Origin of the sequence: Algoriphagus chordae, from assembly GCF_003254055.1 — a bacterium.
Classification (GTDB): Bacteria; Bacteroidota; Bacteroidia; order Cytophagales; family Cyclobacteriaceae; genus Algoriphagus; species Algoriphagus chordae.
On sequence record NZ_QKZT01000015.1, the window covers coordinates 122,390 to 136,248 of the forward strand.

The 13,859-nt window shown below is 40.9% G+C and carries 13 protein-coding genes; 10 read left to right on the top strand and 3 right to left on the bottom strand.

What is annotated here, in order from left to right; translation table 11 throughout:
- The first annotated feature begins 9 nt into the window (after nucleotides 1-9).
- On the top strand, nucleotides 10-1,431 hold the full coding sequence (locus tag LV85_RS16005; protein ID WP_245942349.1) for a sulfatase-like hydrolase/transferase: 1,422 nt from the start codon (nucleotides 10-12) through the stop codon (nucleotides 1,429-1,431).
- 268 nt (nucleotides 1,432-1,699) lie between these two features.
- Here the strand turns inward: LV85_RS16005 and thiL are convergent, their stop codons facing one another.
- Together thiL and mce are read right to left on the bottom strand one after the other, a co-directional pair.
- Nucleotides 1,700-2,734 (bottom strand): thiamine-phosphate kinase, encoded by a 1,035-nt coding sequence (gene thiL / locus LV85_RS16010; protein ID WP_111321245.1) that lies wholly within the window; start codon nucleotides 2,732-2,734, stop codon nucleotides 1,700-1,702.
- A 265-nt stretch (nucleotides 2,735-2,999) separates the two neighbouring features.
- Entirely contained in the window at nucleotides 3,000-3,398 is a 399-nt protein-coding gene (gene mce, locus LV85_RS16015; RefSeq protein ID WP_111321277.1) for a methylmalonyl-CoA epimerase, read from the bottom strand.
- A 90-nt stretch (nucleotides 3,399-3,488) separates the two neighbouring features.
- Here mce and LV85_RS16020 point away from each other — a divergent pair, with 90 nt between their 5' ends.
- From LV85_RS16020 to LV85_RS16040, 5 genes are all read left to right on the top strand, one after another.
- Complete coding sequence (locus LV85_RS16020; protein ID WP_091697428.1) at nucleotides 3,489-3,815, top strand: HesB/IscA family protein; 327 nt, start codon at nucleotides 3,489-3,491, stop codon at nucleotides 3,813-3,815.
- Between the two features lie 107 nt (nucleotides 3,816-3,922).
- Nucleotides 3,923-5,017: a glycine cleavage system aminomethyltransferase GcvT gene (gene gcvT, locus LV85_RS16025; protein WP_111321247.1), complete on the top strand. Its 1,095-nt coding sequence runs from the start codon at nucleotides 3,923-3,925 to the stop codon at nucleotides 5,015-5,017.
- Nucleotides 5,017-5,730, top strand: a complete 714-nt coding sequence (locus LV85_RS16030; RefSeq protein WP_111321249.1) for a 2-phosphosulfolactate phosphatase — start codon at nucleotides 5,017-5,019, stop codon at nucleotides 5,728-5,730. Before gcvT ends, LV85_RS16030 begins: the two co-directional genes overlap by 1 nt.
- A 183-nt stretch (nucleotides 5,731-5,913) precedes the next feature.
- Nucleotides 5,914-7,392 carry an alpha-amylase gene (locus LV85_RS16035; protein WP_111321251.1) on the top strand — a complete coding sequence of 493 codons (1,479 nt, stop codon included), beginning with the start codon at nucleotides 5,914-5,916 and terminating at the stop codon, nucleotides 7,390-7,392.
- Nucleotides 7,393-7,529: 137 nt separating this feature from the next.
- On the top strand, nucleotides 7,530-9,008 hold the full coding sequence (locus LV85_RS16040; protein WP_111321253.1) for a sulfatase: 1,479 nt from the start codon (nucleotides 7,530-7,532) through the stop codon (nucleotides 9,006-9,008).
- Between the two features lie 8 nt (nucleotides 9,009-9,016).
- On the opposite strand, the gene LV85_RS16045 is transcribed toward LV85_RS16040, so the two are convergent.
- Nucleotides 9,017-9,355, bottom strand: coding sequence for a nucleotide pyrophosphohydrolase (locus LV85_RS16045; RefSeq protein WP_211318424.1), 339 nt, complete (start codon nucleotides 9,353-9,355; stop codon nucleotides 9,017-9,019).
- Nucleotides 9,356-9,515: 160 nt separating this feature from the next.
- Between LV85_RS16045 and LV85_RS16050 the strand changes: the two genes are divergently transcribed.
- The 4 genes from LV85_RS16050 (at nucleotide 9,516) to LV85_RS16065 (ending at nucleotide 13,741) form a co-directional block, all read left to right on the top strand.
- The gene (locus LV85_RS16050; protein WP_111321255.1) at nucleotides 9,516-10,607 is read left to right on the top strand and encodes a VanZ family protein; all 1,092 of its coding nucleotides are present in this window, start codon (nucleotides 9,516-9,518) and stop codon (nucleotides 10,605-10,607) included.
- Nucleotides 10,608-10,751: 144 nt separating this feature from the next.
- Complete coding sequence (locus tag LV85_RS16055; protein ID WP_111321257.1) at nucleotides 10,752-12,314, top strand: M81 family metallopeptidase; 1,563 nt, start codon at nucleotides 10,752-10,754, stop codon at nucleotides 12,312-12,314.
- 80 nt (nucleotides 12,315-12,394) lie between these two features.
- Nucleotides 12,395-13,312 carry a hypothetical protein gene (locus LV85_RS16060; protein WP_111321259.1) on the top strand — a complete coding sequence of 306 codons (918 nt, stop codon included), beginning with the start codon at nucleotides 12,395-12,397 and terminating at the stop codon, nucleotides 13,310-13,312.
- 48 nt (nucleotides 13,313-13,360) lie between these two features.
- Nucleotides 13,361-13,741, top strand: a complete 381-nt coding sequence (locus tag LV85_RS16065) for an iron chaperone (RefSeq protein ID WP_245942350.1) — start codon at nucleotides 13,361-13,363, stop codon at nucleotides 13,739-13,741.
- Nucleotides 13,742-13,859: the final 118 nt, after the last annotated feature.

Sequence of the window (13,859 nt, forward strand, 5' to 3'; positions counted from 1 at the left end):
AACAATCTAATGAAAAAGTACCTCTCGCTTTGCCTACTCCTATTGCTTTCATTCAGTCCATTAATTAGCCACGCTTCAACCGACTCACTTGTGAAGCAATCAAAATCTACGCATTACAATTTAGTACTGATCGTAGCCGACGATTTAGGATATGGAGATTTGGGTTTTACAGGAAGTACACAGATCAAAACACCTCATATAGATCAACTTGCAGCCGATGGAGTCATCTTTACCCAAGGCTATGTATCGTCTGCAGTTTGCAGTCCCTCCAGAGCTGGGTTTATTACTGGAATCAATCAAGTGGAATTTGGGCACGACAATAACCTTGGAGGAGTAGAAACGGGTTTTGATGTGGAATACAATGGAATGCCGCTTACCCAGCAAACAATTGCAGATCACTTGAATAAATTTGGCTATGTAAATGGGTTGATTGGAAAATGGCACTTGGGAAAAGAACCTCAGTTCCATCCGTTGAAAAGAGGATTTGATGAATTCTGGGGATATACAGGTGGTGGACACGATTACTTCGAGGCTTTACCTAATGGAAAAGGTTACAAAGAACCTTTGGAAAGCAATTTCAAAACTCCGGACCCAATCACCTATATAACGGATGACGTGGGAAACGAAAGTGTGGATTTTATCACACGTCATAAAGACGAACCATTTTTTCTATTTGCAGCATTCAATGCTCCGCATACGCCAATGCAAGCACTGGAAGAGGATTTGGCTCTGTATAAAAACATTGAAGATAAAAAGCGACGCACCTATGCGGCGATGGTTCATAGACTAGACCTGAACGTGGGGAAAATCATGCAGTCCCTAAAAGATCAAGGTCTAAGTGAAAACACCTTGGTAGTATTTTTCAGTGATAATGGTGGACCCACGGATAGCAATGCTTCAATCAACGCTCCTTATCGTGGACAAAAAGGGGTTTTACTGGAAGGCGGAATCCACGTTCCTTTTGTGATGAACTTACCTGGTTTACTTCCCAAAGGAATGATTTACGAGGAGCAAGTGACTTCACTTGATGTAGTTCCTACATTTCTAGCCCTGGCGGGAGACACCAAAACTCCTATGGACATGTTTACCGGTATTGACCTGATCCCACATCTGACAGGCAAAACTGCTCCACTTGCCAACAGAGAGATGACTTGGAGATTTACCATTAGCAAGGCTATTCGCGAGGGTGACTGGAAATTGGTCAGTATTCCTGATAGACTTCCTATGCTATATAATCTTGCTGAAGACCCTTCGGAAGAAAAGGATTTGGCTTTGAAGAATATCGACAAGACTACCTACTTATTGAAAAAACTTGGCACTTGGGATGTGAATCTTCCCCATCCAGTTTTCTTGGAAGGAGCTGTATGGAAAAAGCGGCAGCTAGGATTGTACGATCATGCGTATCAGCTGAGGCAGCCGGAGGTGAAGTGAGTAATTCTCCAATCAATATTCCAGCCACTACTATGATAGGATTGGTTTCTGAAGTATTTCCTTCAAAACCATGGTTTAACCCACCAGATTAACTGAAAGACCAATCATGAGCTGGGGTTGCTGCAATGTCTAAAAACAGAAACCTAAAAAATCATATACCCTTACACTGGCAGCCTTGTTTCATGTTGGAAATTAGCCAAACATAAAAAACCCTCTTCAAAATCAATTGAAGAGGGTTTTGATTTGTAAGAATTAGAATTAACCTGAGTTAAAAATGTTTCCAGCCCTGAGCTTTAATCTGCACAGCTGTACCACTTTTAGTCACCAGAAATTTGCCTTCCTCAGCCTTTGTTATATGACCGATAAAGTGGATATCAGGATGCTTTTCAAGCTTCGCAAAATCCTTCTGATCGATCGTGAATAGCAACTCATAATCTTCGCCCCCATTCATTACACAAGTGATCGGGTCAAGATTCAATTCTACCGCAGTATCGAAAGTCTGCTTATCTATTGGCAATTTATCTTCGTAAATAGTCGCTCCTACTCCTGAGGCTTTGCAGATGTGAAAAATCTCCGAAGCCAATCCGTCTGAGATATCCATCATACTGCTTGGCACTACGTCCATTTCTCGAAGTTCATGGATGATGTCCACACGAGCATCTGGTCTAAGTTGACGTCCTGTAACTATGGTGTATTTACCCAAATCAGGCTTCATATCTGGATTTGAAAGAAATACCTCCTTCTCACGCTCCAAAATCTGAAGACCAACCAAGGCTGCTCCCAAATCACCCGTCACACAAAGAATGTCATTTTCTTTGGCGCCAGATCTATAAGAAATTTGCTCAGGTTTGGCTTCACCGATCGCAGTCACTGAGATCACTAGACCACTTCTGGAAGCCGTAGTATCACCACCAACTAAATCCACACCATAGTGCTCACATGCTGCATGAATACCTTCATATAGCGCATCAATAGCTTCTACTGAGAATCTGTTGGACAAGGCGATGCTGACTGTGATCTGCTTGGGCACAGCATTCATAGCTGCCACATCGGATACATTGACAGCCACAGCTTTGAAACCCAAGTGAGGCAAAGGTGCATAGGAAAGATCGAAATGAACGCCTTCCACCAATAGATCCGTGGTCACTACTTTGACCATGTCTCCAGCTTCAATCACAGCAGCATCGTCTCCAATGCCTTTCAAGGTGCTGGAGTTTTTAATAATTACTTTCTCATTTAGATGATCAATCAAGCCGAACTCACCCAAATCGCTTATTTCTGTTCTCTTTTCTGATTCTGACATAATATTTTTTCTCGCGGCGACGCAGCGGCGCAGCATTTTATGTATTTATTCTATTGGCACTTTTTGGATTTCCGATTTACGATATAAGATTTACGAGATTTAGAGTAGGTCTGAGGTTACATTTAAACCTTACCACTTTCCAACCTTACAACACAAAATCATCTACCTATCGGAATTTTTCAATTTTAAAATCTTTCAATCCGCCACGGCGGACAAGTTTTTTCAATCAAAAATACCGAATGTTGAATGTCGAATAATGAATTATCTAAATCTCCTGACACAATTCGATCAAAACACCATTCGTGCTCCGAGGATGCAAAAATACCACTAATTTATTATCTGCTCCCAGTTTTGGGGTTTCATTCAGGATTTCGAAGCCTTCACCCTTGAGTCTTTCTACTTCAGCCAGAATATCCTCCACATCAAAGGCAATATGATGAACTCCTTCTGATTTTCGCGCTAGGTATTTTGCAATCGGGCTACTTTCATCTGTTGCTTGGAGTAGCTCCACCTTTGTCTCTCCAACTTGGAAAAAGGATGTCGCCACTTTTTCTCCATCTACTACCTCTGTTTTAAAATGTTTTTTTCCGAGAAGCCTTGCAAAAAGAGCATTTGATTCCTCCAGATCAGAAACAGCTATTCCTATGTGTTCGATTTTCCTCATGTTTAAATTTGCTATATTTGCATTGAATCTTTTTGGAAGCATTCCTGTTTCCCCAGTACTTCAACTTAAGACAAAGTAATAAATAAAGATATGATAATCGTTTCTGACAAAGCCAAAGAGCGTATCCTAGAGCTCAAAAAAGAGGAAGGACGCGCAGAAAATGAAAATATACGTGTTTCGGTGAAAGGTGGCGGCTGTTCAGGTCTAATGTATGACCTGGGATTTGATGGCGCTCAGGTAGAAACTGACCACGTATTTGAAGATAAAGGAGTGAAAATCTTAGTAGATAGAAAAAGCTTGCTTTACCTAGCTGGAACTACGCTGGAATTCACAGATGGACTGAATGGAAAAGGCTTCCAATTCGTCAATCCAAATGCAAGCAGAACCTGCGGATGTGGCGAAAGCTTCTCCGTATAAGCTGAAATAGCATATAAATAGTTAAAGGCAACCCGATCAGGTTGCCTTTTTTAGTGCATTTTGCACCTCAATCCTTACCTTTGCCCACTAGAAATTTAACCCAGATTATGGAAGAGCAAATCAAAAAAATCCAACTCAATGACTTGCACGTTGCCCTCGGCGGTAAAATGGTGCCTTTTGCAGGATATAATATGCCTGTACGTTACAGTTCTGATAATGAAGAACACCTTTGCGTGAGAAATGGCGTTGGCGTTTTTGATGTGTCCCATATGGGTGAATTTATGGTGGAAGGCCCCGAAGCGCTTAATCTAATCCAAAAAGTAACTTCAAACGACGCTTCCAAAATCGTCAATGGACAAGCGCAGTACTCTTGCTTTCCAAACGAAACTGGCGGAATCGTAGATGATTTAATCGTTTACAAGTTTGAAGACGAGAAGTATATGCTTGTCGTGAATGCTTCGAACATCGATAAAGATTGGGCTTGGGTAAACCAGCACAATACCATGGATGCTAAACTCACCAATATCTCAGATGAGATTTCACTTTTTGCGATCCAAGGCCCAAAGGCGATCGAAGCTGTACAAGCTTTGACTCCTGTCAACCTTTCGGAGATCAAATTCTATCATTTCAGAGTAGGCGAATTTGCAGGAGTTCAGGATGTGATCATCTCTGGAACTGGTTATACTGGTTCAGGTGGGTTTGAGATTTACGTGAAAAATGAAGATGCTGAAAAAGTATGGAAGGCTGTTTTCGAAGCAGGAAAAGACTTTGACATCAAGCCAATCGGCCTAGGTGCTAGAGACACGCTCAGAATGGAAATGGGCTATTGTCTATACGGAAATGACATTACCGATACGACTTCACCTTTGGAAGCGGGATTAGGCTGGATCACCAAATTCACTAAAGACTTCACCAATTCTGAAGCCCTACAAGCTCAGAAAGAAGCAGGCGTCACCAAGAAACTGGTTGGTTTTGTGATGCAGGAAAGAGGAATTCCAAGAGGACATTATAAGATCGTGGATGCTGCTGGAAAAGAGATTGGAGAAGTAACCTCCGGCACGCAGTCACCAAGCATGAATGTAGGAATTGGCCTTGGCTACGTAGCTAAGGAGTATAGCAAAGCTGGAACAGAAATATATATCCAAGTAAGAAATAAGAACCTTAAAGCTCTAGTGGAAAAACTTCCACTGCTAAAAGCCTAATGAAGAAAGTAGAAATCTGTTTCAGTCCAGAGTTAATTCACTTGCATGAATTGCAAGGCAAACTAGTGGTAGTGGTCGATATATTTCGCGCCACTTCCACCATGGTAGCTGCACTTGCAAATGGAATCTCGGAAATAAAAACTTGTGCTGATCTTGAAGAATGCCGAGAGATGGCATCAGCTGGCTATTTGATCGCTGGCGAAAGAAATGGAATTAAGGCTGAGGGTTTCCAGCTAGGAAACTCTCCCCTAGCCTACCTGTCTGGAGATTATCAGGGCCAAAAGCTAGCCATGACTACTACCAATGGCACGCTGGCGATTTCTAAATCTACTGGTGCTGATGAAATTCTGATTGGAGCTTTTCCAAATCTTCAAGCTACAGTTAGCTACATCCAGTCACGTGACAGCGATGTACTCATTCACTGTGCTGGCTGGAAAGGCAAATTCAACTTAGAAGATTCGCTTTACGCTGGTGCCTTAGTAAAAGCCTTAGAAGCTAGCCATGATGCTGAAGATGATGCCGCGATAGCCATGAAATCTCTCTACGAAAAGGAAGGGCATAATTTGAAAGGTTTTCTATCTCAGGCTTCCCATGCTAAGCGACTACAAAATCATAACATAGATTCTGATATTGATTTCTGCCTTACACTTGATTTGTTCAACTTGGTGGGGAAAGTGGAAAATGAAACTTTGATAGCTATTGAAAACTGGTAAAGTCACTTTCTTAATTTTATGGATCTTAAAACCCGATAGTTAAAGATATCGGGTTTTGTTGTTTTGTAGGACTATTATCACCCCACTTTGATGCACATTATCCCGGTTTAAAATTGTTTAAACCATCTTTAGATTTTGGCGTTTACCGATTAATCTTAACCACTAACTAACCAACTTTTAAAGATGAAAAACGGCACCATGATTCAATTTTTCCATTGGTATTCTCCAGAGGATACACTTTGGAAAGAAGTAAAAGAAAAGGCAGAATATCTAGGAAATCTAGGTATTACGAGCGTCTGGTTGCCCCCAGCATCCAAGGGAGAGCAGGGCGGAAGAAGCGTAGGTTATGACACCTACGACTTATTTGACTTAGGCGAATTTGATCAAAAAGGCTCTGTACGAACCAAATACGGCACAAAAGACGAATTCCTAGAAGCGACCCAAGCACTACATGATCGAGGTGTTCAGGTCATCGTAGATTTTGTATTCAATCACAAGGCTGGCGGTGATGAATCCGAGCTGATGCAAGCGATAAAGGTCAGTGAGGAAAATCGTCTGAAAAATATTTCTGACCCATATGAAATTGAAGCTTTTACACGCTTTACCTTCCCGGGGCGAAATGGGGAATATTCTGACTTCATTTGGGACAAACATTGCTTTAGTGGGGTAGATTTTGATCACCGAAATCAAGAGAGCGGAATATTTAATCTCTTCAGCGAATATGGAAATGATTGGGATGAAATGATCACTAACGAAAAAGGGAACTATGACTTCCTGATGTTTTGTGATATTGAATTCAGAAATCCAGCTGTCCGCGATGAGTTAATAAAGTACGCCACTTGGCTACATGAACTCACCTATTATGATGGGGTGCGATTGGATGCGGTGAAGCATATCCCTCCAGCGTATTTCAAAGAATTTCTACATCTCCTCCGAGAAAGAACTGGTAAAGACATCTTCGCTGTCGGTGAATATTGGGCTCCTGGACACTTGGAATTATTAACTAAATATATTGATGCCACAGATGGCACGATGAGTCTATTTGATTCTGCATTACAGCACAGCTTTCACGTAGCATCAAATATGGGAAGTCAATTTGACTTACGGGAGATTTTCACTAAATCACTTGTTTCAGAAAACCAAGAATTAGCCGTTACGCTAGTTGATAATCATGACACCCAGCCACTTCAAGCATTGGAAGCTCCAGTGGAATCCTGGTTTAAGCCATTGGCATATGCGCTAATTTTGCTTCGAAAAGATGGATATCCTTGTGTGTTTTATCCTGACCTTTTTGGAGCGAGCTATTGGGACAAAGGGGATGATGGGCAGGATTATGAGATTTTCATCGATCGTGTGGATGAACTTGAGACGATGCTTTATACTCGTAAGGATTTTGCCTTCGGGACTCAACGAGACTATTTTGAGCAAACAAATGCAATCGGCTGGATTAGAGAAGGTGATGAGGATCATTCAGGCTGTGCTGTAGTGATGTCTAACTCTGATGGAGCTACTATTTCTATGGAAATCGGTGGTAGATATTCAGGCAGAAGCTTCCGTGATGTCCTAGGAAAGGTTCAAGACGAGGTTTGGGTGAATGAATCTGGATGGGCGGATTTCCATTGTGCTCCAGGTTCAGTCTCAGTTTGGACTGAAGTGATTTAAGGAAAAATAAAACGGGCTGGAATTAGAATTTCCAGCTCTTTTGCTTTCCTATAAGCCTACCAGTTCACTGTTCCTATAATTCATCTTTTATCTGCAAAGCAAATGCGCTAGATTGACTCTTCGAAACAATCTAAGAAATGGAATACAAATTTTTAAGACACAGTCTTCTTATAGCTTTACTAGGATTATTCTGGACCTCTACCTTTGCACAATCGATCAAACCAAACGTCCTTTTCATAGCGGTGGATGACCTTCGATCAGAACTAGGCCATTTTGACAACAGCTCCATCATCACTCCAAACCTCGATAAACTTGCTTCCGAGGGCGTGAGTTTCACCAATCACTTTGTACAAGTACCCACCTGTGGTGCTTCACGCGCTGCTTTTCTTACAGGAAAAAGACCTAGCAGAACATCAGAATTGGGAAATAATATCATGCAGAATGAATTCCCTCAAAAATCTGAATCGGAGATTCCAGAAACATTCATCCATCATCTTAAGAGAAATGGGTATCATACTGTAGGAATGGGGAAAATCTCTCATTCTGCGGATGGCTATGTCTATGGCTATGAGGAAGAGATTTCTGATCAAAGAGAATTGCCTTATAGCTGGGATGAATTGCATTTCGATTATGGAAAATGGGGAACTGGCTGGAATGCTTTTTTTGCTTATGCCGACGGGGAAAATCGTCAAAGCATGAATAGACAGGTCAAACCTTATGAGGCTGGGAATGTTGATGACTTGGGCTATCCAGATGGATTGACTACTCAGCTAGCAATCAAAAAACTAAGAGATCTGAAGAACAGCTCCCAACCCTTTTTTCTGGGTGTTGGTTTATTCAAACCACATTTACCTTTTACCGCTCCAAAAAAGTACTGGGATCTCTACGATGAGAACAAAATCCCTTTAGCCAAAAACCCACAGAAACCTAAAAATGTATCCAACAATAGCCTATTAGAAAGTGGAGAGTTTAATGGATATCAACTTGGTGAGGAAAAGGCGGGATTGGATCATCAGCTTTCAGATGATTATGCAAAAAAAATAAAGCATGCCTATTATGCGGCTGCTAGCTATTCGGATGCGCAAATTGGTTTGATCCTATACGAATTGAAAGCTTTGGAACTGGATCAAAATACAATCGTGATCGTGTGGGGTGATCATGGCTGGCATTTGGGAGAACAGCAGATATGGGGTAAGCATACGCTTTTTGAAAATGCGCTAAACTCTGCTTTAATCTTTAAAATACCTGGCTCTCAGGTAAGCAAAATTGATGACTCGATTGTGGAGTCTATAGATATCTATCCAACCTTAATGGAATTATTGAGCATTGAGAATCCGGAAGGATTAGACGGTGAAAGCTTTGCAAGCCTGTTGAAATCCAAGGATTCTAAAGTCGGGAATGTTGCTTACTCCTACTACCATAAAGGAATATCTATGCGAACGGATCGCTACAGATTGACAAAATATTTCAGAGCAGCCGAACCAACCGTGGAGTTGTACGATCATCAAACAGATCCGCTGGAATCCATTAATATTGCAGCAGAAAACCCAAAAATCGTTGCTGAATTGATGCCTTTTTTGGAAAAAGGAAATACAGGATTATACAGTAAAAAATAATCCAGCTCTTATTTCAACTTCTCATTATTCTTGTGTCGATCGATGTCCCGGATATTCTTCTTTTCAAAATTCTTCTTCATTGCCTCAGTTAGATCCACACCCGTTTGATTGGCTAGACAGATAAGAACCCATAGTACATCCGCCATTTCATCACCAAGATCTTTGCCTTTATCAGACTCCTTAAAGGATTGCTCTCCATAGGTTCTAGACATGATTCTCGCCAATTCCCCCACTTCTTCCATCAAAATGGTCATATTAGTAAGTTCATTGAAGTAGCGAACACCAACTGTCTTGATCCACTGATCTACTTGCTGTTGAGCTTCTTTGAGCGTGATTTCGTCTTTCATGGGCGATTTTATGTTTAGTCAAAATTAACAATCTATCCATGCACTTTTTCATGAAGTGAAAGCTAAAAGGATCGGTTATTGTTAAAAGCATACTTTTTGAACAAGAAAACAAGGGATGCTGAAGCCTTGAAAAGCTAGCAGCCAAGCAAAAAAAGATTGCATGAATAGTTATTTTGAAGCCATCCGAACTTCACTTATTTATTTCCCCTTGCTTGCGCTGGCAAGCATTGTCCCTTTTGTCTATTTCCAATACAGAAAAACAGGCTACGTCCAATTCAACAGAAGTCTGGTATTTTACATTTTCGCATTTTATGCGATGACTGCATTCTTGCTTACCGTACTCCCACTTCCTGCAATTACAGAGGGATTTTGTGAATATAGAATTGGCAAAGTCATTCCTAGCTTTTTCCCCTTTCGCTTTGTGAGAGATACGTATCGCGAAGTTCAAGGCAACATTTCTCTTTTCAGCATAGTGAAAAGCACCACATTTATGGTTACCGCGGCCAATGTCTTGCTACTTATGCCTCTTGGCTTTTTTCTTAGGTATTTATTCCAAATTAAGCATGCTGCTTTAGCCACCTTAATAGGTTTCCTAAGCTCACTATTCTTTGAAATCACACAACTCACAGCGCTTTATGGCTTGTACCCTTGTAGATATAGACATTTTGAGGTTGATGATTTGATCACCAATACCTTTGGTTGTTTCATTGGTTTTGTGATAGCCAGGTACTCCACCGTATTACCAAACGTATCAAGAAAGCCTCTTCTAGACCATACAGAGGTTACGTTAACACAGCGATTTTTGGCAATATTCGTTGACTCCTTAGTAGTGATTCTATTTACCTCCTACATCATTGAAGGACTAACTGACAATATTTGGATCCTATCTGCTTTAAAAGTTGGGGTAATTTTCTTCTATTTTATTTTCGTCAGCAAAAGTACCAACGGACAGACTTTAGGTAAAAAACTTCTGGGTATCCGAATTATTAGAATGGATGGTCTTCCCTTATCATACAAAGATCTCATTGCTCGCTATGGTGTGTTTTTGATACTTCCATTCTTGGTAGGAGAAGTTTCCAAATTCCTGATTGACACAAGATTTGATGACAGGCTCTACTTATTCCTATATCTTCTTTTCTTAGCAATCTGGTTTTTCGGAACGGTCATGGTCACTTTTATCCGTAAAGACCACCGTGGATGGCTGGATAGATTTGCACATACCACGCAGGTTCTTGCGAATCCTAATAAGTAAGATTAATAGGTCTTTAAAAAAAATATAGAATTAGAATCACACCATTCTTAGAAATTTTTGATAATGTTTCCAGATGTTAGTTTAAATTGAAAGCTGATATTGGCATTTGCCCTTTTCACTTGAAACAAAAACTAGCCTTCAGCTATGAGAAATTTTATCACAATTCTTTTCACCCTTTTAGTTAGTATTTCTTGCTCTACGAAAGAGGACACAAAACCTCTTCCGCGTATTGCCATCGCAGGTTTAGCGATAGAGTCCAGTACTTTTTCACCAGCCACCAGCGACGTGGCCGCGTTCCGCACCAGAGAAGGATCAGACATTTTCAATTATTACCCATTTCTCGATTCTGCCTCAGTGGACAGAGGGAGAGCCGAATGGTTCCCAACTTTACGCGGTCATGCCATTCCTGGCGGCATCGTTACTCGTGAGGCTTACGAAGAGCTTGTAGGTAAAACTTTAGATATGCTCAAAGAAAACCTGCCCTACGATGGGCTTTTCTTCGATATTCATGGTGCCATGAGTGTGGTGGGTTTGGACGATCCAGAAGGCGATTTCATCATTCGCGTTCGGGAAGTTGTTGGGCCAGAAACCTTGATTTCTACTTCTATGGATTTGCATGGAAATGTCTCTATGAGATTAGCAGAAAACACAGATCTGATCACTTGCTACAGAATGGCACCGCATGAGGATGCCTTAGAATCCAAGCAACGTGCGGTAGAAAACATGCTGGATCGATTGGAAAGTGGTAAAGGAAAACCTGCTTACAAAGCTTGGATTCCTGTTCCAATCTTGCTTCCTGGCGAAAAGACAAGTACTAGAATTGACCCTGGAAAGACTCTATATGCGAAAGTAGATCCAATGACAAAGAAGGATGGTGTAATCGATGCCGCTATCTGGATTGGCTATGCTTGGGCAGACGAACCAAGAAATCATGCCGTGGTGATGGTCACAGGAGACGACGAGAAAGCTGTGACAGAGTCTGCTGAAGAATTAGCTCAGAGTTTTTGGGATGTTCGAAATGAATTTGAGTTTGTAGCGCCTGTTGCACCATTGAAAGAGAGTTTGGATATGGCGATCGCCTCTGACAAAAAGCCTTTCATGATTTCTGATATGGGTGACAACCCAACAGCTGGCGGGGCTGGAGATGTGACTTGGACTTTGACGGAAATACTGAAAAGACCGGAATTCAAATCTGAAAACGGACCTACATTGATTTATGCATCTATCCCAGGTCCAGAGTTTGTCGAAAAAGCTATGGCCGCTGGTGTAGGAGGAAAAGTGGAAGGGACTGCTGGAGCAGCAATAGATGATAGATTTGCCCCACCCATCATGCTCAAAGGAACCGTAGAAGCTATTAAAGAAGGTGATGGAGCTGCGGAAGTGGAAGTAGTGGTGAAAGTTGGTTCGGTGCATTTGATCGTTACTAAAAAGCGAAAGCCTTACCATAATGAAAGTGACTTCACAGATCTTGGCTTAAAGCCAAGGGAGGCAGATATCATAGTAGTGAAAATCGGATACCTAGTTCCAGAACTTTACGACATGCGAGCAGATTGGGTAATGGCTTTAACTCCAGGAGGAGTTGATCAGGATTTGGAGAGATTGGGCTATAAGCGAATCAATCGTCCGATGTTCCCTCTGGATAAAGACATGGCTGACCCGGATTTGAAAGCTAAGTTGGTCCCTGCTGCGGATGAGCTAAAAAAATAGATCAAGTGTGTAAATTTGCTAAACTCCTATTAATCTTTTTCTCTTTAGCCTTTTCATCAGAGGTAATTGCATGCGAATGCATGTTCCTCGGCGACCTCTCTGGCAAAGACATCGAAGAATATGATTACGTAGCTCTAGTTAAAGTAACGAAAGTTTACCCTGTCCATGTACCAGACTCTGGAATTTCAAGATCCATTGACATAAAATTCAAAATGGATATTGATGAAATCCAACATTACAAGGGAGATCGAAAGAATCAGCTTATAGTTCATGGCGGCAACTACCTTTCCGAAATTTGGACTTCGTGTGATTTTGGCATGAAGGAAAAGCAGGAGTGGTTAATTTTTGGAAAAGCGGATGAAGATGGAATGACTATACAACCATGTTCAAGAACTTCACTTTACAAAGCGGATGATGGGTTTCGAGATTGGCAACATAGACATGGTTTTAAGCAAATCGCCTTCTTAGACAGTGCTTTTAACATTGATAAAAAACAAGATTTTCCAGAATCAGGGGTTGACACAATGTTTTACGAAAATGGTAACCCTGAAAGAGTTCTTCATTTCAGAAAAGGAAAAAGAAATGGGTCAGTAACTTACTTTTTTCCAGATGGGAAAATATATGGCCAGGGTTCCTACAAAAAAGGGAAATTGGATGGGGACTTTATTTGGTATTTCCGTTCTGGAAAACCAGCAACTAAATCAAGTTACAAGAAAGGTCATAAGAAGGATAAAACCATTAATTATAGTTTAGCGGGGACAGAATCTCAACCTAGTACAATTATCTATTACAATAATAAAGGCGAAGAGATTCGATTTCAGTCTTTTTCAGAAGGTGCAGATGGTTGGTATATGCGCAATGAAGTCATATATGACCATAAAAAAGAATATAGGGAGAGTAAATATTTTTATGAAAACGGTGAATTAAGGTCAATAAATATAGAGAAAAACGGAGAACAAATTGAATACAAAGAATTTAAGCAGAATGAAACATTATAAGAAAAGAATTATCAATTCTATTTCCTAACATCTAACTTATCTTCAAAAATGATGAATGCAAAACCATCCTCAGTTGAGGAATATCTTAGCTGGTTCTCTCCGGAAGTGCGTGAGAAGCTTGAACAAATGCGTGAGGCAATCCATAAAGCTATTCCAAAAGCCAAAGAAGTCATCAGTTATAGTATGCCAGCATACAAAACCACAGAAGTGCTGGTTTACTTTACCGCGGCGAAAAAGCACATTGGTTTTTATCCAACTAACAGCGGTGTGAGCGAATTCAAGAAAGAACTGGAAGGTTTTGTAACTTCCAAAGGAGCTATTCAATTCCCTCTGAACAAACCACTGCCGTTGGATTTGATCTCTGCTATCTCTCAATTTAGAGCCGCCGAAGCAGAGGCTAAAGCAGAATTGAAGATGAAAAAGAAGTGAATTATTAGGGTTCAATTTGGCTCATGAGACTGTAATCTAAACTCTGTCTAAGACTTTGAATTTTAGTTAAAGTTTATAAGATAGAGCAGTATGAAAGAACAAGAATCAGCACTCAAGA

Excerpts from the sequence above, each read along its gene's own strand:
- LV85_RS16035 (WP_111321251.1), top strand. The coding sequence starts at position 5,914 with ATGAAAAACGGCACCATGATTCAATTTTTCCATTGGTATTCTCCAGAG.
- LV85_RS16045 (WP_211318424.1), bottom strand. The coding sequence starts at position 9,355 with ATGAAAGACGAAATCACGCTCAAAGAAGCTCAACAGCAAGTAGATCAG.
- mce (WP_111321277.1), bottom strand. The coding sequence starts at position 3,398 with ATGAGGAAAATCGAACACATAGGAATAGCTGTTTCTGATCTGGAGGAA.
- LV85_RS16055 (WP_111321257.1), top strand. The coding sequence starts at position 10,752 with ATGAGAAATTTTATCACAATTCTTTTCACCCTTTTAGTTAGTATTTCT.
- LV85_RS16050 (WP_111321255.1), top strand. The coding sequence starts at position 9,516 with ATGAATAGTTATTTTGAAGCCATCCGAACTTCACTTATTTATTTCCCC.
- LV85_RS16040 (WP_111321253.1), top strand. The coding sequence starts at position 7,530 with ATGGAATACAAATTTTTAAGACACAGTCTTCTTATAGCTTTACTAGGA.
- LV85_RS16065 (WP_245942350.1), top strand. The coding sequence starts at position 13,361 with ATGATGAATGCAAAACCATCCTCAGTTGAGGAATATCTTAGCTGGTTC.
- LV85_RS16030 (WP_111321249.1), top strand. The coding sequence starts at position 5,017 with ATGAAGAAAGTAGAAATCTGTTTCAGTCCAGAGTTAATTCACTTGCAT.
- LV85_RS16060 (WP_111321259.1), top strand. The coding sequence starts at position 12,395 with ATGTTCCTCGGCGACCTCTCTGGCAAAGACATCGAAGAATATGATTAC.
- LV85_RS16020 (WP_091697428.1), top strand. The coding sequence starts at position 3,489 with ATGATAATCGTTTCTGACAAAGCCAAAGAGCGTATCCTAGAGCTCAAA.
- thiL (WP_111321245.1), bottom strand. The coding sequence starts at position 2,734 with ATGTCAGAATCAGAAAAGAGAACAGAAATAAGCGATTTGGGTGAGTTC.
- gcvT (WP_111321247.1), top strand. The coding sequence starts at position 3,923 with ATGGAAGAGCAAATCAAAAAAATCCAACTCAATGACTTGCACGTTGCC.
- LV85_RS16005 (WP_245942349.1), top strand. The coding sequence starts at position 10 with ATGAAAAAGTACCTCTCGCTTTGCCTACTCCTATTGCTTTCATTCAGT.